The 23,339-nt window shown below is 69.9% G+C and carries 19 protein-coding genes; 7 read left to right on the top strand and 12 right to left on the bottom strand.

What is annotated here, in order from left to right; genetic code table 11:
* Positions 1-51 precede the first annotated feature (51 nt).
* On the top strand, positions 52-477 hold the full coding sequence (locus tag ACWPQI_RS11425) for a CBS domain-containing protein (RefSeq protein ID WP_010595175.1): 426 nt from the start codon (positions 52-54) through the stop codon (positions 475-477).
* A gap of 139 nt (positions 478-616) precedes the next feature.
* Here the strand turns inward: ACWPQI_RS11425 and ACWPQI_RS11420 are convergent, their stop codons facing one another.
* Positions 617-1,756 carry a hypothetical protein gene (locus tag ACWPQI_RS11420; RefSeq protein ID WP_017681672.1) on the bottom strand — a complete coding sequence of 380 codons (1,140 nt, stop codon included), beginning with the start codon at positions 1,754-1,756 and terminating at the stop codon, positions 617-619.
* A 215-nt stretch (positions 1,757-1,971) separates the two neighbouring features.
* Complete coding sequence (gene aspS, locus ACWPQI_RS11415) at positions 1,972-3,750, bottom strand: aspartate--tRNA ligase (protein ID WP_010595178.1); 1,779 nt, start codon at positions 3,748-3,750, stop codon at positions 1,972-1,974.
* 145 nt (positions 3,751-3,895) lie between these two features.
* Between aspS and ypfJ the strand changes: the two genes are divergently transcribed.
* Together ypfJ and ACWPQI_RS11405 are read left to right on the top strand one after the other, a co-directional pair.
* On the top strand, positions 3,896-4,810 hold the full coding sequence (gene ypfJ, locus ACWPQI_RS11410; RefSeq protein WP_010595179.1) for a KPN_02809 family neutral zinc metallopeptidase: 915 nt from the start codon (positions 3,896-3,898) through the stop codon (positions 4,808-4,810).
* 88 nt (positions 4,811-4,898) lie between these two features.
* Complete coding sequence (locus ACWPQI_RS11405; protein ID WP_017681674.1) at positions 4,899-6,338, top strand: lipase maturation factor family protein; 1,440 nt, start codon at positions 4,899-4,901, stop codon at positions 6,336-6,338.
* A 406-nt stretch (positions 6,339-6,744) separates the two neighbouring features.
* Here the strand turns inward: ACWPQI_RS11405 and ACWPQI_RS11400 are convergent, their stop codons facing one another.
* The 3 genes from ACWPQI_RS11400 to ACWPQI_RS11390 form a co-directional block, all read right to left on the bottom strand.
* A complete protein-coding gene (locus ACWPQI_RS11400) occupies positions 6,745-8,151 on the bottom strand; it encodes a wax ester/triacylglycerol synthase family O-acyltransferase (RefSeq protein WP_017681676.1) in 1,407 nt (468 codons plus the stop codon).
* A 43-nt stretch (positions 8,152-8,194) separates the two neighbouring features.
* A complete protein-coding gene (locus ACWPQI_RS11395) occupies positions 8,195-8,845 on the bottom strand; it encodes a response regulator (protein ID WP_017681677.1) in 651 nt (216 codons plus the stop codon).
* Positions 8,846-8,935: 90 nt separating this feature from the next.
* Entirely contained in the window at positions 8,936-9,358 is a 423-nt protein-coding gene (locus ACWPQI_RS11390; protein ID WP_010595183.1) for a pyridoxamine 5'-phosphate oxidase family protein, read from the bottom strand.
* A gap of 211 nt (positions 9,359-9,569) precedes the next feature.
* On the opposite strand from ACWPQI_RS11390, the gene ACWPQI_RS11385 reads away from it, so the two are divergent.
* Positions 9,570-11,276 carry a sensor histidine kinase gene (locus tag ACWPQI_RS11385; RefSeq protein WP_017681679.1) on the top strand — a complete coding sequence of 569 codons (1,707 nt, stop codon included), beginning with the start codon at positions 9,570-9,572 and terminating at the stop codon, positions 11,274-11,276.
* Between the two features lie 115 nt (positions 11,277-11,391).
* Here ACWPQI_RS11385 and ACWPQI_RS11380 read toward each other — a convergent pair whose 3' ends face one another.
* On the bottom strand, positions 11,392-12,561 hold the full coding sequence (locus tag ACWPQI_RS11380) for an RNA polymerase sigma factor (RefSeq protein WP_017681680.1): 1,170 nt from the start codon (positions 12,559-12,561) through the stop codon (positions 11,392-11,394).
* A 7-nt stretch (positions 12,562-12,568) separates the two neighbouring features.
* Complete coding sequence (locus ACWPQI_RS11375; RefSeq protein WP_026137985.1) at positions 12,569-12,976, bottom strand: YciI family protein; 408 nt, start codon at positions 12,974-12,976, stop codon at positions 12,569-12,571.
* 210 nt (positions 12,977-13,186) lie between these two features.
* Here ACWPQI_RS11375 and ACWPQI_RS11370 point away from each other — a divergent pair, with 210 nt between their 5' ends.
* Both ACWPQI_RS11370 and ACWPQI_RS11365 read left to right on the top strand, forming a co-directional pair.
* Entirely contained in the window at positions 13,187-13,597 is a 411-nt protein-coding gene (locus ACWPQI_RS11370; RefSeq protein WP_017681682.1) for a hypothetical protein, read from the top strand.
* A 95-nt stretch (positions 13,598-13,692) separates the two neighbouring features.
* On the top strand, positions 13,693-14,862 hold the full coding sequence (locus tag ACWPQI_RS11365) for a carboxylate-amine ligase (RefSeq protein ID WP_026137986.1): 1,170 nt from the start codon (positions 13,693-13,695) through the stop codon (positions 14,860-14,862).
* 6 nt (positions 14,863-14,868) lie between these two features.
* Here the strand turns inward: ACWPQI_RS11365 and ACWPQI_RS11360 are convergent, their stop codons facing one another.
* The 3 genes from ACWPQI_RS11360 to ACWPQI_RS11350 all read right to left on the bottom strand — a co-directional run bounded on the left by ACWPQI_RS11360 (position 14,869) and on the right by ACWPQI_RS11350 (position 17,987).
* Positions 14,869-15,306, bottom strand: coding sequence for a nucleoside deaminase (locus ACWPQI_RS11360; protein ID WP_010595190.1), 438 nt, complete (start codon positions 15,304-15,306; stop codon positions 14,869-14,871).
* A 65-nt stretch (positions 15,307-15,371) separates the two neighbouring features.
* Entirely contained in the window at positions 15,372-17,273 is a 1,902-nt protein-coding gene (locus ACWPQI_RS11355; protein ID WP_461873142.1) for an ATP-binding protein, read from the bottom strand.
* Between the two features lie 111 nt (positions 17,274-17,384).
* A complete protein-coding gene (locus tag ACWPQI_RS11350; RefSeq protein ID WP_010595192.1) occupies positions 17,385-17,987 on the bottom strand; it encodes an LppP/LprE family lipoprotein in 603 nt (200 codons plus the stop codon).
* A 118-nt stretch (positions 17,988-18,105) separates the two neighbouring features.
* Here ACWPQI_RS11350 and ACWPQI_RS11345 point away from each other — a divergent pair, with 118 nt between their 5' ends.
* The gene (locus ACWPQI_RS11345; protein WP_040271254.1) at positions 18,106-18,741 is read left to right on the top strand and encodes a hypothetical protein; all 636 of its coding nucleotides are present in this window, start codon (positions 18,106-18,108) and stop codon (positions 18,739-18,741) included.
* Positions 18,742-18,959: 218 nt separating this feature from the next.
* Here ACWPQI_RS11345 and ACWPQI_RS11340 read toward each other — a convergent pair whose 3' ends face one another.
* Both ACWPQI_RS11340 and ACWPQI_RS11335 read right to left on the bottom strand, forming a co-directional pair.
* Entirely contained in the window at positions 18,960-20,486 is a 1,527-nt protein-coding gene (locus tag ACWPQI_RS11340; protein WP_210062850.1) for an SIR2 family NAD-dependent protein deacylase, read from the bottom strand.
* 65 nt (positions 20,487-20,551) lie between these two features.
* Positions 20,552-23,329, bottom strand: a complete 2,778-nt coding sequence (locus ACWPQI_RS11335) for a DEAD/DEAH box helicase (protein WP_474738818.1) — start codon at positions 23,327-23,329, stop codon at positions 20,552-20,554.
* Between the last annotated feature and the right edge of the window lie 10 nt (positions 23,330-23,339).

Below are 23,339 nucleotides of genomic sequence, written 5' to 3'. Positions count from 1 at the left end.
CCGCGCGTGACAATGGAAGGGCAGTAACCGTTTTCAACGGAGGAGGCAGTGATGACCACCGCACGCGACATCATGCACCGTGACGCGGTCTGCATCGGTGAACACGACACCCTCGAGACCGCGGCCCGGCGGATGCGGGAACTGGATATCGGCGCGTTGCCGATCTGCGGCGACGACAATCGGCTCCACGGCATCATCACCGACCGCGACATCGTGCTCGAGTGCGTGGCAGCGGGCGGCGACCCGCGTTCGATGACGGCCGGTGCGCTCGCCCACGGCAAGCCCTACGTGGTCGACGCGGACGCGGACGTCGGCCGGGTCCTGACGGTGATGGAGGAACACCGCATCCGCAGGCTGCCCGTCGTCGAGGAGCATCGGCTGGTGGGGATGATCAGCGAGGCCGACCTGGCCGTGCATCTGCCCGAGTCGGAGGTGGGCCGGTTCGTCGAGGCGATCTGCGCACGCACCGCGCCGTGACCCTTCGAGCGTCCCGCGCCGTGACCCTTCGAGCGTCCCGCTCCGTGACCCTTCGAGCGTCCCGCTCCGGAGCCCTTCGAGCGTCCCGCTCCGGAGCCCTCCGAGCCTCCCGCGCCGGGGCGCTCCGGGCGTGGTGTGGTCAGTCGCCGACGCGCTGCTCGAGCCGGTCGAGGACGTCCCGGGCATGCCCGGCGACGTCGTCGTGTCCGGCGTCGCCGGCGAAGTCGGCGAGCAGCGACCAGCGGGTGCGCAGCGCGTCGGTCCACGGCACGGACAGATGGTGGTCACGCACCGCAGCGATGCGGGCCGGGTCCTCGGGAACGAACAGGTAGGTGCTCAACCACACCCACGCGAGTTGTGCGTCGAGCAACCGCTCGGCGAGCACCTCGTCGAAGCCGAGCGAGGGCCACATGCCCACCACCTCGGCGCGCCACGCGTCGGCCATCGCGCGGGCCCGCTCGAGGGTGAGCGGTGCCTTGCACAGGCAGGCCGGGAAGGAGGTCAGGGCATAGGCGATGTCGAGGGTGGCGTCGCGGAAGCCGCCCCATTCGTAGTCGAGGAACTGCACGCCCTCGTCCCCGACGACGATGTTGTCCGGGCACAGATCCGAGGGACTGAACGCCCGGAACCGGCCGGCGGTGAACAGCTTCGCGGCCCGCTCGGCGCGGTCGATCACGCTCTGCGGCACCTCGAGCCCGAACTCGGTGGCGAAGCGGTCCGGCACCCCGCGGAGCGCGCCGGTGGCCTGCTCGACGACGGCGTCGGCGAAGTGCGCCACCTCGGCGCGACGCAGCAGCGCGGCGAAGTCCTCGTCGCGCCCGACGGTCGCGGCGTGCATCCGGCCGAGGGCCTGGGCGAAGGCCATGAGGGTGTTGGTGACCGTGTCGGTGTCGTCGCTGCGCAGCAGTGTCGCGATCGGAGTGGCGTCGCCGAGATCGCTGAGCACGAGCAGACGGGATTCGAAGTCGTAGGCCAGGAGTTCGGCGCCGGGCCGGTCGTCCTTGGGCAGGGCGGTAGCGAACTGGTAGGACACCGCCTCCCGGAGGAACGCGACCTCGTCGTCGGTGGCGGCACCGCGGAAACCCACCTGCCGGTTCGCGCGTGGCGGCACCTGCTTGAGCACGAGGGTGCGCGGCAGGGAGAACGGGTTCGCCGCGACCCGCACGCGCAGGACCACCGAGCGGCCGCTGCCGCCGAGATCCACCGGATCGGCCAAGGTCACGGGTGCGCCGGTGCGCCGGGTCAGCAGCTTCTCCGCCGCCTCCACCACTTCCGACATGGGCTCCGCCAATGTTGCAGTCATCGCCTGACAATCTACCCGGTTCGGACGACGATCAGTTCGTGCACGAACCGCATCTTGACCGAAACGTGCGTGGGCAGCACGAACGGATGCCGGTCCCGTGACCCGGTGCACCGGGTCCGGCGACGGCCGGTGCCCCGGGGGCGCCACCCGGGGATCCCGGGCGGCGCCACCGGGACGGCTCCGCCGTCCTCTTACTTCCCGGCCGGCTTCGGCTCCGGCTTGAAGTCGATGCCCGAGTCCTTGCGCTGTTCGGCGGTGATGGGCGCCGGGGCGTCGGTCAGCGGATCGACGCCACCCCCGGACTTCGGGAACGCGATGACCTCGCGGATCGAGTCCGCGCCGGCGAGCAGGGCGGTGATGCGGTCCCAGCCGAAGGCGATGCCGCCGTGCGGCGGCGCGCCGTACTTGAACGCCTCGAGCAGGAAGCCGAACTTCTCGTTCGCCTCCTCCTCGGAGATTCCCATCACCTTGAACACCCGCTGCTGGACGTCCATGCGGTGGATACGGATCGAGCCGCCGCCGATCTCGTGACCGTTGCACACGATGTCGTACGCGTAGGCGAGCGCCGAACCGGGGTCGGTGTCGAACGTGTCGAGGTGCTCGGGCATCGGCGAGGTGAAGGCGTGGTGCACCGCGGTCCACGCGGAGGTGCCCAGCGCCACGTCGCCGGACGCGGTGGCGTCGGCGGCCGGCTCGAACAACGGGGCGTCGACGACCCACACGAACTTCCAGTCGTCGGGATCGATGAGATCGAGCTTGCGGGCGATCTCGCCGCGCGCGGCACCGAGCAGCGCACGCATGGGCTTGGTGGGGCCGGCGGCGAAGAAGATGCAGTCCCCCGGCGCTGCACCGACGTGCGCGGCCAGCCCGGCCCGCTCGGTGTCGGTGAGGTTCTTCGCGACCGGTCCGGACAGCTCGCCGTCCTCACCGACCAGTACGTACGCCAGGCCCTTCGCACCCCGCTGCTTGGCCCACTCCTGCCAGGCGTCGAGCTGGCGCCGCGGCTGGCTCGCACCGCCGGGCATGACGACCGCACCGACGTACTCGGCCTGGAAGACCCGGAAGGTGGTGTCCTTGAAGAACTCCTTGCACTCGACCAGTTCGAGACCGAAACGCAGGTCGGGCTTGTCCGAGCCGAAGCGGCGCATCGCCTCGGCGTAGGTCATGCGCGGGATCGGTGTGGTCAGCTCGTGGCCGATCAGGCGCCACAGCGCGTGCAGGATCTCCTCGGCGAGCAGGATCACGTCGTCCTGGCCCACGAAGGCCATCTCGATGTCGAGCTGGGTGAACTCCGGCTGACGGTCGGCGCGGAAGTCCTCGTCCCGGTAGCAGCGGGCGATCTGGTAGTAGCGCTCGATGCCGCCGGCCATCAGCAGCTGCTTGAACAGCTGCGGCGACTGCGGCAGCGCGTAGAAGCTGCCGGGCTGCAACCGGGCCGGCACCACGAAGTCGCGTGCGCCCTCGGGGGTGGAGCGCGTCAGCGTCGGAGTCTCGACCTCCACGAAGCTGTGGTGGGCGAGCACGGCACGCGCGGCGGCGTTGACCTTGCTGCGGAGCCGGATCGCCTTGCCGGGGCCCTCGCGTCGCAGGTCCAGGTAGCGGTACTTGAGGCGGGCTTCCTCCCCGACCTGGTCGTCGAGCTGGAACGGCAGCGGTGCGGCCTCGTTGAGCACCTCGAGCTGCGTCGCGTTCACCTCGACGGCGCCGGTGGGGATGTCGAAGTTCTGGTTGCCCTCGGGGCGGACCTCGACGACCCCGACGACCTTGATGCAGTACTCGGCGCGCAGACGGTGTGCCTGCTCGAGGACGTCGCCCTCGCGGAAGACGACCTGCGACACGCCCGACGCGTCGCGCAGGTCGATGAAGATCACCCCGCCGTGGTCGCGGCGCCGGGCCACCCAGCCGGTGAGGGTGACGGTCTGCTCGGCGTGCTCGGCTCGCAACGAGCCGGCGAGATGGGTGCGCAGCACGGAATTCCTTTCGAAACAACTTTGGCGAGGGACGTCGTCGCTGCAATCCTACGAAAGGCACATATCCGCCGAGGACACCCGTACCCGATCGGCCGTGCCAAGCTGAACCGGTCGGTCACCCTGCGACGAGAAAGCGAAGGCGGCGATGACGTTCAACGAGGGCGCGCGGATGGAGGGCGGCCGGATCCAGCTCGGCGGCGGGGGCAGCCCCGGCGGGCGGATCGCGATCGGCGGTGGCGCCGGCGGCCTCGTGGTGCTGATCCTGGCACTGCTGTTCGGGGGTGACCCCGGTTCCCTGCTCGGCAGCGGCGCCCCGGAGCAGTCCGGACAGTACGGTTCGGGCACCCTCGAGGGCTGCGAGACGGGTGCGGACGCCAACGCGAGCGTCGACTGCCGCGTCCAGTTCACCGTCGGCAGCCTCGACGCGGTGTGGGAACAGCAGCTCGGTCGGCAGACCGGCGTCGAGTACGTCCGGCCCGACGTCGTGCTGTTCTCCGGCGCGGTCGCGACGGGCTGCGGCAACGCCACGAGCGACGTCGGGCCGTTCTACTGCCCGGCCGACCGGACCGCGTACTTCGACACCAGCTTCTTCCAGGATCTGGTCACCCGGTTCGGTGCCAACGCGGGCCCGCTCGCGCAGGAATACGTCGTCGCGCACGAGGTGGGTCACCATCTGCAGAACCAGCTCGGCGACCTCGGCCGCGCGCAGGCCGATCCGCGTGGCGCCGACTCCGGGGCGGTCCGCACCGAACTGCAGGCCGACTGCTACGCCGGCGCGTGGGCGTACCACGCCGACAAGCAGCCGGATCCGAACACCGGGGAGCCGTTCCTGCAGCCGCTCAGCGACCAGGACATCCGCGACGCCCTGTCGGCGGCCTCCGCCGTCGGCGACGACCGGATCCAGGCCTCCGCCGGCGGGCGGGTCAACCCCGAGGGCTGGACGCACGGCTCGTCCGAACAGCGGCAGAAGTGGTTCCTCGCCGGGTACACGACGGGGCAGATCGCGGCGTGCGACACGTACACGGCGCGGGACCTGGACAACCCGCCGGCGCTGCGCTGACGCCGCCTCGCACCGCGGGGATTCCGTACCCGGAACGCGGTGCGCGTGCCATGCTCGAGGGGTCCGCACCGGTACGAGGTGACCTGCCGTGGAATGGTACGACGCCGAGGGGTATTCGCTGGGACGGTTGCTGTGCACGCGCGCGCTCGCCCTGGTCTACCTCGTCGCGTTCCTCGTGGCGCTCAATCAGTTCCGGGCGCTGCTCGGATCCGCCGGCCTGACGCCGATCCCCCGCTTCCTGAGCGCGACGTCGTTCGGGCGTGCCCCGAGCGTGTTCCACCTGCGCTACTCGGACCGTCTCTTCGCGGCGGTCGCCGGTCTCGGCGCGGTCCTGGCCGCCGCGACGGCCCTCGGGGTGACGGACCGGCTGCCGCTGATCGCCTCGATGCTCGTCTGGTTCCTGATGTGGCTGCTGTACCTGTCGATCGTCAACGTCGGTCAGGTCTGGTACTCGTTCGGCTGGGAATCGTTGCTGCTCGAGACCGGATTCCTGGCGATCTTCCTCGGCAACGCGGACACCGCCCCGCCGCTGCTCGGCCTGATCCTGCTCCGCTGGCTGCTGTTCCGGCTCGAGTTCGGCGCGGGCCTGATCAAGATGCGCGGCGACCGGTGCTGGCGGGACCTGACGTGCCTGTACTACCACCACGAGACCCAGCCGATGCCGGGGCCGCTGAGCTGGTACTTCCATCGTCTGCCGAAGCCGCTGCACCGGGTCGAGGTGGCCGGGAACCATGTCACCCAGCTGGTGGTGCCGTTCTTCCTGTTCGCGCCGCAGCCGATCGCGGGGATCGCGGCGTCGATCATGATCGTCACCCAGCTGTGGCTGGTGGCCAGCGGGAACTTCTCCTGGCTGAACTGGCTGGCGATCGTGCTGGCGCTGTCGGTGATCCCCGACGACTGGTGGGAGCGTCTGCTGCCGCTCGAGCCGGGCACGGGGTACGGGCCGACACCGACGGTGTTCGTGGCCGCGGTCCTGGCGCTGACCGGGGCGGTCGCGGTGCTGAGCTACCTGCCGGTGCGGAACATGCTCTCCCACCGGCAGGCGATGAACGCCTCGTTCAATCGATGGCACTTCGTCAACACCTACGGTGCGTTCGGCAGCATCACCCGGCACCGGCACGAGGTGATCGTCGAGGGCACCTCGGATCGGGACGTCGGTCCCGGCACCGTGTGGCGTGAGTACGAGTTCAAGGGCAAGCCCGGCGACGTGCACCGCCGGCCCCGTCAGTACGCGCCGTACCACCTACGGCTGGACTGGTTGATGTGGTTCGCTGCGCTGTCCCCCGACTACGCGCGGTCCTGGTTCGGGCGGCTGCTCGAGAAGCTGCTCACCAACGACGAGCACGTGACGGCGTTGCTGCGCCGTAATCCGTTTCCCGACGAGCCGCCGCGGTGGGTGCGGGCCCGGTATTTCAGTTATCGGTACACCACGCGGCGCGAGCGCCGGGAGACCGGCGCGTGGTGGGTGCGTGAATACATCACCGAGTACATGCGACCGGTGACCCTGGCCGAGGGCGACGTCGGCTGAAACTGCCGCGACGGCGACGTTACCGATTGTTTGTTTTCCGAAATCGAGATATTTACCCGCGGGAATTCACAAGAAGGCGGCCTGCGGTTGTGCAACCGCAGGCCGCCTGCTCGTCGAGTCGAGCCTACGCAGCAGCCTCGGAGCTGCCGGCGGCCTCAGCCGAACCCGAGAAGAAGTCGAGCGCGTCGAAGAGCGTCGACACGGCGTCGAAGAATTCGCTGAGGAAAGCGAGGTCCATTAGGTAACTCCATTTCTGATGCTGTACACGGCGGTGCGGGTCGCGCACCGGCTCAATTGTTACCGGAGGCTCCGAGCGTCTGCAATTCGAGACACAATCCGGCAGATACGACGTTCCGCGGAATTCCCGCAATACGGACCGCGGTGGCAATGCCCGTCGCGTCGCAATTCACGCAGGTCGTCCCGCTTCGGGGCGCGCAATCGGCGCCGCACACAATTCGTCGACGGCGGCGGAGAATCCTTCGGCCACGATCTCGAGATCGGGAACGAGCACCGCGTCCGCAACCAGATCGATATTCAGCCGGCCCGCGTAGGAGAGGACGCCGACGGCGAGCCCGACATTGCCCTGCACCACCCCGATCTGGAACATCTCGCGGATGCGGGCACCGACGAAGTGCAGCGGCACGGGCGGGCCGACCAGATTGCTGACGAACAGGTTCACCAGTCGTTGACGCCGCATGACCCGCACCGTCCAGCGCTGGAGCAGCCGGCCCCCGGGCTGCAGCGGCGGCTCCCGCCGGAGCCGGGCCGTCTCGCGGGCAATCGCCGCGAGGCGGGCGGCGACCGATCCGGCGCCCACCGGAAGGGCCACGAGCAGGATCCCGACCCGATTTCCCGGGCTCCGGTCCTCGGCGGTACGCAACGACGCCGCCACCGACGCCGTCAGCACCAGGTCCGGGTCGCGTACGCCGCGTGCGTCGAGGAGGCGCCGCACGCCGGCCGCGACGGCGGCGAGTACGACGTCGTTGACCGTCGCTCCGTGCGCGTGGGCGACGCGACGGATCTCGGCGAGGTCGCAGCGCACCAGGCTCAGCCGGCGGTGTGGTCCGACGGGACCGTCGAACGGTACCCTCGGGGCCTTGCTGCGCCGCACGAGCGCGCGCACCTGCCGCATCCGCAGGGCGGCCCGTCGCGCCGCCACCGTCGGCCGCACCGCCCGGATCCGATGCCGCGCGGCCGTGGTCCGGCGGCGCAGGTTGTCGCGGACGAGGGCGTGCACCGAGGGCACCTGCACCGGGGTGGGCACGGGAACCTGCCCCTCGTCGGCCGGCCCCTCGTCGGCCGGCACGGAGGCGGTGTCGAGGAGCGCGCCGAACAGTTCGAGGGCGGCGATACCGTCGGCGACCACATGGTGCAGCCGCACGAGCAGCGCGATCGTCTCGTCGTCGCGACCGGTGAGCAGCCACATCTCCCACAGTGGCCGCGACCGGTCGAGGCGCGGCTCGTCGAGTTCCGCGCACGCGCGCACCAGGGCTGCCTCGTCGCCGGGCGCGGGCAGGGCGCGGGTCCGGACGTGGTACGAGATGTCGAAGCGCGGGTCGTCGACCCACACCGGCGGTCCGGCACCCGGCGGCGGCCGGTGCAGCCGCTGGCGCAGCCGCGGTGCTCGACGGGTGCGGCGCTCGACGTGGTCGCGGATCGCCGCCAGGCGGAGCCGTCCGGCTGCATCGCACAGCGGCGTCCCGTCCACGACGACGAGCGCCGCCACGTGCATCGGCACCCCGCGGTCCTCGACGCGCAGGTTGCCCACGTCGAGCGGACTCAGCCGCTCGAACCGGGGCCGCTGCTCCGCCATGGATTCGTCCTGCCGTCGTGGCCGCGCGGGGCCCGGGGACCGCTCAGCGCCCCCCGGGGCGTCTCGGTGGCATCTTCGTCGCCAGGACCGCGGCCTGGGTGCGGCGCTCCACACCGAGCTTGGCCAGCAGCCGCGACACGTAGTTCTTCACCGTCTTCTCGGCCAGGAACATCCGTTCGGCGATCTGACGGTTGGTCAGCCCCTCGCCGAGCAGCGCGAGCAGGTTCCGCTCCTGCTCGGTCAGGTTCGCGTACGGGCCGTCGCCGCCGCTGGTGTCGGCGCGCAGCTTCGCCATCAGCGTGGTCGCGGCGCGGCTGTCGAGCAGGGACTTGCCGGCGCCCACGTCCCGCACGGCCCGGATCAGCTCGGTGCCGCGGATGTCCTTGAGCGCGTATCCGCTCGCGCCGGCGAGGATCGCGTCGAGCATCGCCTGCTCGTCGGTGAACGAGGTCAGCATCAGGCAGCGCAGTTGCGGCATCTGTGAGAGCAGCTCCCGGCACAGCTCGATGCCGTTGCCGTCCGGGAGCCGGACGTCGAGCACGGCCACGTCGGGTTCCGCGGCCGGAACCCGGACGAGGGCCTCGCCGTACGACGACGCCTCCCCCGCGATCGTCAGGTCGGGATCCGTGGTGAGCAGATCCGCGATGCCACGGCGGACCACCTCGTGGTCGTCGACGAGAAAGACCCTGACCATGCGGCAGCCTCCAATCCCCGGACAGCACGGTACCGCACGGTGAGCCCGCTCACACCGGCTCGGACCGGGCGGTCGACGGCCGCAGAACGATCAGCTGCCCGCGCCGGGCCACCACGGCAGCGTGGTGCGCCGCCCGCTGATGTGCTCGACGTCGATGACGAGGAGCGGATCCGTCGGGCCGATGCCCCACGGCACACCGTGGTCACCGTCGAATCCGAGGAGGCCGTCGGTGCCCCGCACGAGCCGGGCGCGGCCGATCGCGACCACGCTCCATCCCGTCCGGACCGCCTCCTCGAGCTGCTCGGCATGGAAGGCGAGCAGCCCGCCGTCGAAGCGCTCGAACCACCCGTCGTCCCCGGTGGGAACGACGATCTCGCCGTTCGGGGCGGCAAAGGTCACCGGATGCACCGCCGGCAGTGCGCCGTCGGTGTAGACCAGACGGCCGGTCGGCACCGAGCGCAACAGCGCCATGCACCGCCCCGGGGGGAGCGGGGATTCCGGACCCGTCGTCATCCTGGACCTTCTTCACCTGTGGAGACGTTCTCCGACTCCACAGTGGTCCGTCGTGTCCGCAAGCAGCAGGGTCGAAAGTCGTCACCGTGGGGGCGCAAGTCACCGCGGCGGCGGCGGTCCGCGGATTACCCTCGGCACAATGGGAGAAACCGGGCCTTCCGAAGCGGCCGGGGCGGGGCCCGGGGCCCGGGATCCACTGAAGGGGTGAGCGATGGCTGCCGACGAGGAACCGTTGCTCTCGGGCACGCTGTCCCAACTGCGGCTGCGGGAGCTGCTCGCGGAGGTCCAGGACCGCATCGACCAGGTGATCGTCGCGCGCGATCAGATCGACGGGCTGCTCGAGGCCGTGCTCACGGTCGCGTCCGGCCTCGAGCTCGAGGCGACGCTCGCACGCATCGTGCACGCGGCCATCGAACTCGTGGACTGTCGTTACGGCGCCCTGGGCGTGCTCAATCGCCGTGGCGACGGACTGCAGAACTTCGTGTACGAGGGCATCGACGAGGACGCTCGCGCGTCGATCGGCGACCTCCCCACCGGTCACGGCCTGCTCGGGCTGCTGATCGAGCAACCGAAACCGATCCGTCTCGACAACCTGGCCCAGCACGTGGCCTCGTCCGGCTTCCCGGACCACCACCCGCCGATGCGGGCCTTCCTGGGTGTCCCGGTCCGGGTGCACGGGGAGGTGTTCGGCAATCTCTACCTCACCGAGAAGGCGAACGGCCAGTCCTTCACCGAGGACGACGAGGTGATCGTGCAGGCCCTCGCGGCCGCGGCGGGCATCGCGGTGGACAATGCGCGCCTGTTCGAGGAGGCCCGGCTGCGGCAGCGCTGGCAGGAGGCCACGAGCGAGATCCGGGCGGAACTACTGGCCGATACCGCCCCGCAGGACGTGCTCGACCTGATCGCCCGGCGCGCGCTGGTGCTGGCGGAGGCGGACCACGTCCAGATCGCCCAGCCCGAGGACACCGACGTGCCGCCGGAGGAGGTCTCGGCCCTGGTCGTCACCGCGTACGCCGGTTCGGACCCCGCGGCGTTCGAGGGCAAACGGATCCGGGTGGAGGGCACCGCGACCGGGGTCGTGTACCGGGGCGGGCGACCGCTCCAGGTCACGGAGTTCGACGGCGACGGCGACCGGCACGGACCGGCGCTGCTGCTGCCCCTGCGTGCCTCGGCCGACACCGTGTCGGGGGTGCTGTCGGTCGTTCGCACCGCGGGTCGGGAACCCTTCGACGACCGTCAGCTCTTCCTCGCCACGTCCTTCACCGACCAGGCGGCGCTCGCGCTGAAGCTGGCCGACGACCAGCGGCGACTCAATTCCCTGACCGTGTTCGCCGACCGGGACCGGATTGCGCGGGATCTGCACGACCATGTCATCCAGCGGTTGTTCGCCCACGGCCTGAACCTGCAGAGCACGCATGCCCGCACCCGCTCCCCGGAGATCCGCGGGCGCCTGGCCGACATGATCGACGACGTGCAGAGCATCATCACCGATGTGCGCACCGCGATCTTCGACCTGCACAGCGGGCCGGAGAGCGGCCGGCAACTGCGCCAGGCCCTGCAGGACATCGTCGCCGAACAGACCGCCGATGCGGGCCTGCGCACCGTGGTGCGCATGTCGGGGCCGCTCAACGTCATCACCGGTCCCCTCGCCGACCACGCGGAGGCGGTGCTGCGGGAGGCGATGAGCAACGTGGTGCACCATTCCGGCGCGGACACCGTCACCGTCACCGTGTCGGTCGACGACTACCTCACCCTCGACGTCACCGACAACGGCATCGGTCTTCCGGCCACCGTCGCGCGCAGTGGACTGCACAACCTCGCCTCCCGGGCGGAGGACGCCGCCGGCACCTTCGCCGCTGCCGCGCTCGCCACCGGTGGCACCCGTGTGCTGTGGTCGGCTCCCCTGCCCGAGGACTGAGCTCGCGCCGCCGCGATGCGAGCATGGCCCGCCCCCGCCGCTCACCCGGGTACCGCCACCCAGTTCAGCGGCCTCTCCCGTTCAGCGGCCTCTCCCGTTCAGCGGCCTCTCCCGTTCAGCGGCGCACCCGGGCGTTGAGCCGGGCCGCCTGGCGGGTCAGGTGGTCACGCTCGGCGAGGTTCGGAGCCTTCCGGGCTGCCTCGGCGTACAACCGCGCCGCCGTCGCCGGGTCGCCGGCACGCTCGTGGAGGTACGCCGCCACCGCGCTATAGCGGGGCAGCGAGTCGTCCAGCGCCGCGAGCGCGGCGAGGCCGGCCTGCGGCCCGTCCGCCTCACCCACGGCCACCGCACGGTTGAGCCGGACGACCGGGTTGTCGGTCAGCCGGACGAGCTCGTCGTACCACTCGACGATCTGCACCCAGTCGGTCTCCTCGGCGCTGGGGGCATCGGCGTGGAGTGCCGCGATGGCCGCCTGGGCCTGGAACTCGCCCAGCCGGTCACGGGCGAGCGCCGCCTGCAGGATCTCGACACCCTCGGCGATCGACTCGGTGTCCCATCGGTTGCGGTCCTGCTCGGCGAGGGGCACCAGACTGCCGTCGGGTGCCGTCCGGGCGGCGCGCCGGGCGTGGTGGAGCAGCATGAGAGCGAGCAGCCCCGCCACCTCGGGATGGTCGATCGCGGCGGCGAGCTGCCGGGTGAGCCGGATGGCCTCGGCCGCGAGATCGACGTCGCCGGAGTACCCCTCGTTGAAGACGAGATAGAGCACGCGCAGCACGGTGGCGACGTCGCCGGGCCGGTCGAACCGCACCCCGGAGACGGTGCGCTTGGCCCGGCTGATGCGCTGCGCCATGGTCGCCTCGGGCACCAGATACGCGCGGGCGATCTGACGGGTGGTCAGTCCGCCGACGGCACGCAACGTGAGGGCGACCGCGGACGACGGCGTCAGCGACGGGTGGGCACACAGGAAGTAGAGCTGGAGAGTGTCGTCCACCGCAGGAACAGGCGCCGGCTCGGCGCCGTGGCCGCTCGGCCGGCTTCGCTCCGCGTAGACGAGGTCCTCGCGGCGCCGGCGGGCGCCGTCCGTGCGGGCGGCGTCGAGGAACCGGCGCCAGGCCACCGCGATCAGCCAGCCCTTCGGGTCCCGGGGTGGGTCGGCCGGCCAGGTGCGGATCGCCTCGACGAGCGCGTCCTGCACGGCGTCCTCGGCCGCCGCGAAATCTGCTCCGCGGCGGACGAGGATTCCGAGCACGCTGGGCACGAGAGTGCGGAGTTCGAGCTCGTTCACCGGACGGTCACTCCGTCACGTTGGGCGGTGCCGTCAGGAAGGGGCGCACCTCGAGCCACTCGTGGATCGGCTTTCCCCCGGCGCCGGGGGCGGCCGACAACTCGCCGGCGAGCTCGACGGCGCGTTCGTAACTGTCGACGTCGATCACCATCCAGCCGGCGATGAGGTCCTTCGTCTCGGCGAACGGGCCGTCGGTGACGGGGGGCCGGCCCTCGCCGTCGTACCGCACGAACACCCCCTCCGGGGCGAGTGCCTGACCGTCGACGAACTCGCCGGACTTTTCGAGCCGGGCCGCGAAATCGTGCATGAACTGCATGTGGGCCGAGATCTCCGCCGGCGTCCACTGGTCCATGGGCACGTCGTTGACGGCAGCCGGGGCGCCGCGGTAGTGCTTGAGCAGCAGGTACTTGGCCATCGTGTTCTCCTCGGTGCTGGTGCGACCCATTGTGGTCGCATTCGATTCGGGGACGGAGTCGGTCGCGGGTTCTCGACATCGCCGTCCGAATTCTCTCGAATCCGGCCCGAATCCGGGATGCGCCACCCGGAGCCGAAAGGTCGCGTTTCTCCGATATGCGCCGGATCGTCGTGGCGCAGGGACTACCATCGAATACGGCGAGGGAACCCGATGAACACGAATTCGAACGCACTGGACGACCAGGTCCGGGCCGTACACCAGTTGGTACGCACGCAACTGCGCATCCTCGAAATCCGCCACGCGCACAGCACACGTCCGAGGGCGAAGCGGCACATTGCGGCGGACATCCGCCACGTTTCCGAACGATGCGACGCGCTCGAACGAATTCTGCATTCGCGCACGACCTCTGCGACCGGATCGTCGTCCCGGGCAGCGCGGCTGAGCGACTGCATCGCCACCATCGCCGGGTCGGCGGACAGGCGCAGCGTCGTCGCCCTCGAACACGTCCTCGCGGACCAGCTGGCCGACCGGCTCCACACCCTCGAATCCCTCGCGATCGCCCTCGGGGACCGGCCGCTGCAGCAGTGGGCACGTGGACTCCACTCCGTCGGCGCCGCCTGATTCCGCTGCCGTTTCCGTCCCGCCCGCCGGGGTGACGTGCCAGGCTGGAGCCACGGTCCTGCCGAGCTGTGTCGGCGGCCCGGTTGGAGGAGACGATGACGTCCACGCTGCCTCGACGTGCCGGATCCGACCGCGACGATGTCCGGATGCTGACCATGGGCGTCGAGGAGGAGTTGCTGCTCGTCGATGCCGACTCCGGCCGGCCCCGGCTCAACAGCGCGGCCGTCGTGGCGGGTGCCCGCGACGCCGGGCTCGACCTTCAGCTCGAACTGTCGCGCTGCCAGGTCGAGACCGCCACCTCGGTCTGCACACGGATCGACGAGCTGCGCCGGGAACTGCGCGTCTCGCGGGCGGTCGCGGCGGCCGCCGCCGCGAGCGCCGGGTCCCGCCTGCTCGCGGCGGCCGTACCTCCACTGGAGACCACCCCGCCGGGGGCGCTGACCGACGCCGCCCGGTACCGGCGGATGGCCCGGCACTTCGGGGCGGTCACCGACCAGGTGATCTGCGGCTGCCACGTCCACATCGGCGTCCCCGATCGCGAGGTTGCCGTGCAGGTCTGCAATCACCTGCGGCCCTGGCTGCCCGCCCTGCTCGCGCTCACGGCGAACTCGTCCGTCACGGCCGGCGCCGACACCGGCTACGCGAGCTGGCGACACATCCAGTGGGGGCGCTGGGCCAGCGGCGGGCCGCCGCCCTACTTCCGGTCGGCTCGGCACTACGACGACGTCGTCGCGATGATGCTCGACGCCGGCGTCGTCCTCGACCCCGCGATGGTCTACTGGGACATCCGGCTCTCACCGCACCTGCCCACTCTCGAGATCCGGATCTGCGACGTGCCCGCCACGATCGAGGAAACCGTCACCGCCGCCGCACTCGTCCGTGGGCTCGTGTCCACCGCACTCACCGCGGTCCACCGCGGGGACCCGGCACCCCGGCTCGAGGCCGAGCGGCTCGAGGCCGCGTGCTGGCGCGCCGCCCACGAGGGCATCGACGGACACGGAATGGACCCGCTGACGCAACGGCCCGTCCCTGCCGCCCGGTTACTGGGTTCGCTGCTCGCACACGTGCGACCCGGCCTCGAGGAAACCGGCGACTTCACGTCCACCCGCGCGTCCGTGCGGCGGATCCTGCGCCGGGGCAACGGCGCGCGACGGCAGCGGCGCGCGCTCGCGATGTCCCGCACCGCCGCGGACTTCGTCGCGGAACTGGCCCGCATCACCGTCGAGGACTGTGCACCGTCCGCTCCCCCGCCGCCGGCCCGGTGAGCGCCCCTACCCGGCCGGCGCGGCGCCGATGTCCTCGTGCCACAGATCCGGGTGCTCGGCGACGAACGTCGTCATCATGTCGATGCAGCGTCGATCGTCGAGCACCGTCACCTCGACGCCGTGCTCGGCGAGCCAGTCGTGGCCGCCGGTGAAGGTGACGCTCTCCCCGATCACCACCGCGCCGATCCCGAACTGCCGGATCAGGCCACTGCAGTACCAGCACGGTGACAACGTCGTCACCATGATCGTCGCACGGTAGTCGCGGCGGCGGCCCGCGGACCGGAAGGCGGCGATCTCGGCGTGCAGCGACGGGTCGTCCTCCTGCACGCGCCGGTTGTGACCGCGGCCGAGCAGGGTCCCGTCCGCGGCGAACAGGGCCGCGCCGATCGGGATGCCGCCCTCGGCGAGGCCCAGCCGGGCCTCCGCGAACGCGACGTCGAGCATCGCGTCCGCCGAAGGGCTCCCCACCGACCCGCGTGCGTTCGTCACGGCACCACCCCGAATCCCGGTCAGGTGAACGACTTGTGGATCTGCGCGCCGTAGCGGCGGACGATCTTCTGCTTGGTCGCAGTGTAGGCGTGGACGTCGTCCTGCAAGCCCCTGTTCTCGAGGGATCGTCGTGCGAGTTCGCCGGCGATCACATCGAGGAACAACTCGGCCAGCAGCAGCCGCGCCGAGTCCCGGAACCGGCCCCGGCCGTCGAGGTACAGCTGCACGGTGGGATCGCCGGTGTTGATGAGAATCGTGCGATGCTCGGGGTCGTACACGGCGCGTCCACCGTCGTCCCCGAGATAACGCAGGTCGTAGCCGACGAACATGTCCTCGCCGTGGTCCCGGGACACCCGCCGGCGCTGCACCGGACGAGGCGGCGCCGGGTGCGGCCGCGGCGCATGGTGCGGCGACGGCGCGTCCTCGGCGACGACGATCTCACACCACGCCCAGAACGCACCGGACCGCACCATGATCTCGCCGCGCTCCCCGGGTGTGTCGCCCACGACGGTCCATTCCAGCCGCTGCACACCGGTCCTCTGCTCCACGGCGATCTCGGTGGGCCGTGGGTCGATCCGCAGCGAGTCGGGCAGCGTGTACGAGATCGTCAGCCGGTCGTCGCCGGGAAGGCGCTCGGTGTCGACCTCCAGGGTGACGTGGAACGGGTGGCCGGGCCGGCGGTAGTAGAACGGCGTCGTGAACTGCAGGACGACCGCGTCCTCCGTTCCGGTTGCCGCCGGCGGCGCCGAGGCCGGCGACGGGCCGAGACCGAGGTCCCGGATCGCGGACTCGCTCATCCGGTGCAGCAGGCGGTCGATCATGTGCGCGGTGGTCCCGGAGGTCGTCGCGTGCTCGAGACGTGTGAGCTGATCCCGTTCGGCGAGAACGTATTCGGTGAGCCGGGCGCTGACCGCCTTCGCGAACGCGGCGACGAACGGATCCTTCTCGTTGAGGCCCTCGCGCTCGTCGCTGACGACCGGCTCGCCCCGACCGAGCCGCTCGATCAACGCCTCGCAGCGCACCGTGCCGAACAGGTACTCGGCGCCCACCTGGTTCTCGTACGCGAACAACTGGCAGTCGAGCACGGCGAGGCCGGACACGACGACGAGGCCGTTGGTGCGCTCGTCGCCCGACATGGTCAGTTCGACGCCCTTGGCCCGCTTCACGGTGAGGGTGAAGCTGTGTTCGGTGCCGTCGTAGACGAAACTGCCGGGCGCCTCGGGACCGATCAGGACGACCGCCGGGGGTTCGTCGAAGAGCACCCTGCCGCTGCGCTGGATCTCCCGCCGGCCGGCGACGTGCACCACCTCGACGGTGCGCCGCGACAGCACCTCCCGCAGATACACGTTGTCGGACAGTGCCTGCACCACGGTCTGGAACCGGGAGATGACCACGTGCGGGTTCTCCACGACCAGGGTCACCCGGGTGCCGTTGCCGTCGAGACCGAGGCGTTCCCGGTCGTCGTCCTCGACGGGCCGGTCGCCCCCGTGGTCGTCGTACAGGTAGCCGCCGTTCTCGCCGCGGAACAGGTCGATGCGGGTGAACCGGCCGCCCCTGACGGTCTCGAGCGTCCCGGCGCCGACCCCGAACACGGCCTGTTTGAGGCCGCGCCCGAAGTAGCCGCGGCCGTGTCCCTCGCCGCGCGAGAGCGGACTGTGCGCGCCCCCGTACGCCAGGATGCGGGCGGCCTGGTCGAACGGCATCCCCTCGGCGTGGTCGGTGACCTGCAGGACCGCACCCGACTGGTGGCGCTCGTAGGTGATGTCGATGCGGGCCTCGGCTGCGGCGCCGCCGTTGCCCAGACGCGAGTAGCTGTCGTCGCTGTTGGTGATCAGCTCGACGAGCGCCTTCTCGATCGAGGCGAAGCGTCGCGAATCGATGCCGATCACGCGCTGGTCCACGGGAATGGGGGCGACTGCCATCGTTCCTGCCTTGTCTGTTCCGTCGGGAAGCCCCGGGGGCGGCGTCCCGAACTTGCCGTGATCGTACCGACGTCCGCGCCGATCCCGGCGCACCCGCATCGCCGGGCGGCGTCACCGCATTTCGTCGCACCCCGTCGACTCCAGGTACTCGTCCGGCAGCCGTCCTTCGGTGACGACCTCACCGCCGGTCCACGTGAACGTCAGCTCCGCGAACCCGGTGGCGGCCGCGTGCGGCTCGCCCTCGCGCGGGTAGGTGTATTCGACGTCGAGGGAGTCGAAGGCCGTGGCGACCACCGCCGGGTTCAGCGCGCATGGCGTGGCCGTGCCGACGTACTCGCCGCGGTGGAACAGCAGCAGGTGGGTCGGTGACGACCCGGTCGCCCCCACGATGCCGACCTGCGCGTAACTGAGGTCGCTGCAGCGGTTGTAGTTGCCGTTGTACGCCCGCAGCCATGTCGCGTCGGGGATCTGTTGGGGCGGGGGCAGCTGCTCGATCACCGCGAACACCTCCGGCGCGTCGAGGTCGACGGCGGGATCGCACGGCTGCTCGTCCGCCGTCGTGGCCGCCACCGACCCGCCGACAGGTGCCTGGCGTGAGGAAGTCGCGGTGGCCGGTTCGGCCACCGGCTGCCCGTCCTGGGTCTGCGCGCATCCGGCGAGGAATGCAATCGCGGCGACCGACACGACGCTGAGACCGGCTGTGCGACTCGACATGGGGCTCCTCGGGCACTCGGGTGCGACGGCGGTCGCCGCGACGGGAACGGATTCTGTCAGTTCGGACCGGTCCGGACGAGAGCTGCGTGGAAGTGTCGCCGTGTGGAAGTGTCGCGGAATGGATGTACCGAGCCTCGACGCAACGCCCACGGTCCCGAAGGCGGGGAACGAACCGCTGCACGAGTCCGGGCGCCTCCTCGGGCAACAGTTGCGGGACTTCTGGGCGTGGGCGTACTCGGACCTGCTCGGCAACGCGATGCGAGGCGTTCTCGCCGAATACCTCGTCGGCACCGCGCTGGGGTGTGTGCACGGTCGTACCCGGCTCGAGTGGGACGCATGGGATCTGCGGACGGAAGGCGGCATTCGGGTCGAAATCAAGTCGGCGGCCTATCTGCAGAGCTGGCGCCAGTCGGCGTACTCCCGGATCAGCTTCGACATACGCCCGACGACCGCGTGGTATGCCGAGACCAACACCTATTCCCCCGACCGGAGACGACAGGCCGACGTGTACGTGTTCTGTCTGTTCGCGCATCGGGACAAGGCAACCGCCGACCCCCTCGACGTCGGTCAGTGGGAGTTCTATGTGACGAGCGCCCACCGGCTCGACGAGACGGTCGGCGCGCAGAAGCGGATATCACTCGCAGCGCTGTTGCAGCGGGTGCGCCCGATCCGGGCGGGGTTCGGTGAACTGCGAGCGGCGGTCGAGGCGATCCCGCCCGGACCGCGGGATACGCCGAGACAGGACCCGGAATGAGGCACGGAGGCGGAGGAGGGTGAGAGGTCCGCGGCGATGATCGACGACCTGACGCCGGTGATCACGCCGCCCATCGCGCTGCAGCACGACCTCGTAGCGGACATTCGGCTTCGGAATGTGCCGTGGATCGAGCCACGATGGGCGAACCTGAGCGTCGACCACGCGCGGAGTGCCCAGCCGACGTGGCCGTACCGGTGTATCGAACAGGAGAGTGGTCCTCACCGCTGTTCGGCGACCCGCGGCCGTCCTCCCAACTCCGTCAGCATCTCTTCGACTCTTCTCCAACCGCTGGACCTTCGAGCAGGGTCGTTCGCCGGCAGCGCGACGAGCGGCTCGAGCACCTCACGCAAGCGTACGGACGGGTGGTCGTCCTCGAACAGGTCGGCATAGTCGGGATCGAGTAGGTACGCATCCGACCTACTGCTGTGTCGAGCGGCCGCCCACGACATCCGGTCGAGGAAGATCTCGAGCCGGCGGGCGGCATCTCGGCCGCTGCCCGTCGACGACATCGGGACCGTGGTGAATCCCTGGTGAGTGGAGACGGAATCAGGATGAAGGGCGAGCACCGTGGCCAGATTGCGCTCGCCGCCCGCTCCAGCCAGGGACCGGACTCGGCGTACGCGATCCACAGCGTCGGCAAAATCTTGATCCGCCAGGCTGTAGCCGACGAAAACCAGGTGACTCGTCATCAACAGGGACTCCACCACTGCGAGTGTGGCGCTGTGGTGGGTCTCCAGTCTCCGATAGTCGTTCTCGGTCACGACGATCGACGACGGGCGTCGCACGTCACCGTGGAGCTTCAACAGCCATGGGGCAGGCTGATCGGCGATCTGACGGGTCATGACTCGATAGGCGGCCGACCCGATGCTCCCGTCGAAGGCCAGTTCGTACGCTGCGTCATAGTTGGTGGTCACGTTCTGCCGAACCGCGAGACCGGCAAGTAGGAGGTGCGCCGGCGCGCACCCGGAAACGGCCACCTTTCTCATGATTTCGGCCTCCAGGGGTCCTCGGCCGATTCTCGCCTCGAGCTCTTGGGCAATGGCAGGTGCCTTCTCCGGCGTGTAGTCGGAGATTTCCTCTCCGGCAATCTCCTCGAGCAGTCCCTTCCAATCGGGTAGGCCCAACGGAACACTGACGCCGGAGCCGAGGAACAGGGACAGTTCCTGACGGGCCGCTCGCGCTCCGAGTTCATCAGCAACCCGGAGTTCCTCGGCAGCGAAGCCCTCCCAGTCCGTGCTGGATCTCTGGCCCTGGATGGCGACATGATCGCGGTCGTCCCGCAACACCAAGGCCACGTCCACATCGGCCCGATGAGCCACTGTGCGTAGGGCAGGAAGCAGTGCACGGATCAGGGTGCCACGGCGATACTCGAAACCGCCTGCGCCCGTGCCGACCAGCGGAAGCGCGATCAGCGGTTTGACGCGACCCGCGACGAGTCGCCGGTCGGTCGCGAACCGCTCGACGGCTTCGGTGACGCCTGCGGCCACCCAGTCCGCGTCGTCTCGTCCATCCGCCGTGACGACAAGGCAGATCCTGCGCTCGTCGTGTGTCCAGACGTCGGCGGTCCGGCCTCGGGCTCGGCCCTTCCACCGCCGGCCCCAATAGGACGGCTCGAATTGATCCTCAGGAAGCAGCGCTGACCAATGTTCCCAGATCACTTCCCAGTTCGAATCACACGGTACGAGCAGTGCGTTGCATTTCAGGTGCGTGAGATCTCCGCGGATCACGAACAGATGACCGGCCATAGCGCCCATTGAACAGGACCGCAAGGATCGGGACGCTCGGACCGTCCCGGCAGTCCCGCCGCACGTCAGACGGATGTGCTCGCCCAATCGAGGTCGTAACGCTCCGGCAGGCTGTCCAGCTCGTGGTCGAGCCGAGCGAACTCCGGCCACATCGTCAGAAGGCGGTAGAACTCGGCATCGTGTCCGTGTGCCGGCAAGAGGTGATGGCACAGCTCGTGCCACAGCAGGTACTCGAGCAGGTCGTCGGGCACCTGCGTCTTCGGTGCCTGCAGCAGCCGGTTGACGCGCACGACAGGGGCACCCTTCGACTTTCCACCGATGTTCGGGACCCACACCGCGAAGGTGGACCGGACCGGTCTGCGCGTCCAGCGCACTGTCGGGAGATTCGACGGTGTGAGCCAGTCGGCGTAGTCGTGCTCGCCGGCATCCCACAGCAGTTCGCGACCCTTCGCCGCCGCGGTCCTCGAGAGCGGCTCGGTCTCGCGCGAGGTCTTGCGATGAAGACGCGGCAGTCCTGGCTCGGGCACGGCCACCCGCGGGGCCTCCGGATTTGCGACGCTGCGAATCGCGCCGGACGACATGAGGACGTGCTGTCCCAATGCCTCGCTGAAGGCGTGAAATGACGCGAACGCCGTGCGGGCGAGGGTGGACTCGTATTCCTTCCGCAACCAGTCGATCCGTGCCTTCTCTGTCATCGCCGGTGCATTCAGCAGACGCCGGGCGGCCGCATGCATCGAGAAGACGGACTTGATCTCGACCAGGGTCGGCCACTTGCCGGTCGCCAGCACCTCGGTCACGACCGCGTCGACGTCCCTCCGTGTCGGGCGCGGGGCTGCCAGATCACCGAAGAGGTCGAGGACGCTCTTGACCGGGAGCTTCGAGCCGTCGAGCTTCGCCTCGATCAGCTCGTTCCACGCGTCGAGGGTGTGCTCGAAGACCGGGACGTTGACGTCGCTGAGCTGGTAGTAGCCGATCAGCGTGGCCGATTCGACGGTGAACAGGCGGTTGTGAACAACTTCGGCATACGCGCGCTCGACGCGCCGCAGGATGTTCTCCGGGATCGGCTCACCGGAGATCTCGTCGGGTACAGCAGGCAGCCGGTGCGCTCCTTGCCCCTCACCGTCGACGACGACCTCCGGGGGCGGGACCTCCCGGATGTCGACCGGTGACAGCACGTCGATCCCGTCGAGCCAGTGGTCCTCCAGCGCGACGACGTGCGCGCACTCGTCCCCACCGGCCGCCGGTCCCCGCAGTACACGCCCGATCATCTGTCGCATCAGGATCCGGCTCAGCGTCGGCCGCGCGAGAAAGGCTGTCCGCGCGTCCGGTATGTCGACCCCTTCCAGGAGCATTCCGACGCTCACCAGGACGATCGGTCCGTTGGCCTCCCGGAATTCGTGGAGGACGTGGATGCGGTGCAGTTCCGATTCGCTGTGCAGGACGAGACACTCCACACCGGCACCGAGGAAGGTCTCGGCCAGATGGTCTGCGTGGTCGATGCTGCCCACGAACACGAGGGTCTTGCCCCACTGCTCCTTCCGGTAGGTCCAGGTGTCGACCACGAGCGTGTTGCGGCGCTCGGTATCCAACCGGCGGAGCATGCTTGCGGAGAAGTCGCCACGCCGGAGGATCTCGAGCTCGCCCTCCTCCAACTTGACCTGTTCGTCCGTGACGACTGTGTGCACGATCGGCTGCGCCAGGATGCCGTCCCGCATGAGCTGCAACGTGTCGACCGAGATCAGATGCTCGGGAAATGTCGACTCGAGTAGCGCCACCATGCCCTGCCCGCTCGGCCAGGGAGTCGCGGTCAGGCCGATCCGGACCGTCGTCGCGTCCACGTCCCTGATCACGCCCAGCAGGTCCTGATACGTCCTGGCTACCGCATGGTGCGCCTCGTCGATCACCACGATCGTCGGACGGGACAGGAACGACTCCAGCAGCCCTCGGAGCAGGTCCGCCGACTTCCCGGCGATGAGCGACTGGCGTGTCACACAGGCGACGTCGAGATCCGGATCGGCGAGTGCGCTCTTCGGACTCGCACCGCTGTGGATGACCCGCAGCCGGCGCACGAAGTCGTCGGGCATCGTCGCGGCGTCCCGTTCGAACTCTCGGGCTGCCTGCTCGACGAGCTCTTGTTGATCGGCAACCCACAACACCCGCAGATGCGGATCAGCTTCCAGCTGTTTCAGTAGCCAGTGCACAGCGGTGAACGATTTCCCGGAGCCGGTGGGTAGTACGAGGAGACCCGCCCGATCGTCCGCCTGTCTCGTCAGGAGGCGGTCGAGGTTCGCCCACGCCTCGCGTTGGTGCGGATACGGTGCGATCGGGGTCTCGTCGAGACCGACGAGCTCGCGAAATGCGACATGCCCCCCACCTTTCGCTCCGGGCTTCGACTGCGCGGGCTGAGGCACCTTGTGGGCACGCAGGAACGCGGATCGGAGATTCTTGCGGAAGTTCTTGGTGTTGTTGCGCTGCCGCAGAAACTCGAGGCGCTGCGCCTTGGTGTTCGGCGTCGCGGAGCGCTCGGGTTCGTACAAGGAGAGCTGGATACTCCAGATCAGGTCGTCGAGAGCGTCGTTCGACAGCGTCGGGATCCACTTGCTCCGCAGAACCTCGACCACAGCCTTCGTTTCGAGATGCTTCGCGGCGAGGGGTCGGCCGAGAGCCTTCGCGGCGTGCTCCGCGAGCCGCTCACCGTCGAGCTTCTTGACCTTCGGGATTTCGCCCTGCTGCCCCGAGGCGCCGTACGCCGCGGTCAGCAAGGCCCGCGTCAGGGGCGCGTCCACCGCTTCCCAGCGAAAGACGCGGACGGTGCGCGCAACCTGCTCGTCGACTTCGTTCACAGGCACTCCG

Source organism: Rhodococcus sp. LMD (genome assembly GCF_056108245.1).
Note: the sequence above shows the minus strand (reverse complement) of the source record. Positions and strands in the feature narration are given on the sequence as shown.

What these genes read in the sequence shown, in the direction of transcription:
- ACWPQI_RS11425 (WP_010595175.1), top strand. Translation starts at nt 52, where the DNA reads ATGACCACCGCACGCGACATCATGCACCGTGACGCGGTCTGCATCGGT.
- ACWPQI_RS11420 (WP_017681672.1), bottom strand. Translation starts at nt 1,756, where the DNA reads ATGTCGGAAGTGGTGGAGGCGGCGGAGAAGCTGCTGACCCGGCGCACC.
- ypfJ (WP_010595179.1), top strand. Translation starts at nt 3,896, where the DNA reads ATGACGTTCAACGAGGGCGCGCGGATGGAGGGCGGCCGGATCCAGCTC.
- ACWPQI_RS11400 (WP_017681676.1), bottom strand. Translation starts at nt 8,151, where the DNA reads ATGGCGGAGCAGCGGCCCCGGTTCGAGCGGCTGAGTCCGCTCGACGTG.
- ACWPQI_RS11395 (WP_017681677.1), bottom strand. Translation starts at nt 8,845, where the DNA reads ATGGTCAGGGTCTTTCTCGTCGACGACCACGAGGTGGTCCGCCGTGGC.
- ACWPQI_RS11390 (WP_010595183.1), bottom strand. Translation starts at nt 9,358, where the DNA reads ATGACGACGGGTCCGGAATCCCCGCTCCCCCCGGGGCGGTGCATGGCG.
- ACWPQI_RS11385 (WP_017681679.1), top strand. Translation starts at nt 9,570, where the DNA reads ATGGCTGCCGACGAGGAACCGTTGCTCTCGGGCACGCTGTCCCAACTG.
- ACWPQI_RS11375 (WP_026137985.1), bottom strand. Translation starts at nt 12,976, where the DNA reads ATGGCCAAGTACCTGCTGCTCAAGCACTACCGCGGCGCCCCGGCTGCC.
- ACWPQI_RS11370 (WP_017681682.1), top strand. Translation starts at nt 13,187, where the DNA reads ATGAACACGAATTCGAACGCACTGGACGACCAGGTCCGGGCCGTACAC.
- ACWPQI_RS11365 (WP_026137986.1), top strand. Translation starts at nt 13,693, where the DNA reads ATGACGTCCACGCTGCCTCGACGTGCCGGATCCGACCGCGACGATGTC.
- ACWPQI_RS11360 (WP_010595190.1), bottom strand. Translation starts at nt 15,306, where the DNA reads ATGCTCGACGTCGCGTTCGCGGAGGCCCGGCTGGGCCTCGCCGAGGGC.
- ACWPQI_RS11355 (WP_461873142.1), bottom strand. Translation starts at nt 17,273, where the DNA reads ATGGCAGTCGCCCCCATTCCCGTGGACCAGCGCGTGATCGGCATCGAT.
- ACWPQI_RS11350 (WP_010595192.1), bottom strand. Translation starts at nt 17,987, where the DNA reads ATGTCGAGTCGCACAGCCGGTCTCAGCGTCGTGTCGGTCGCCGCGATT.
- ACWPQI_RS11345 (WP_040271254.1), top strand. Translation starts at nt 18,106, where the DNA reads ATGGATGTACCGAGCCTCGACGCAACGCCCACGGTCCCGAAGGCGGGG.
- ACWPQI_RS11340 (WP_210062850.1), bottom strand. Translation starts at nt 20,486, where the DNA reads ATGGCCGGTCATCTGTTCGTGATCCGCGGAGATCTCACGCACCTGAAA.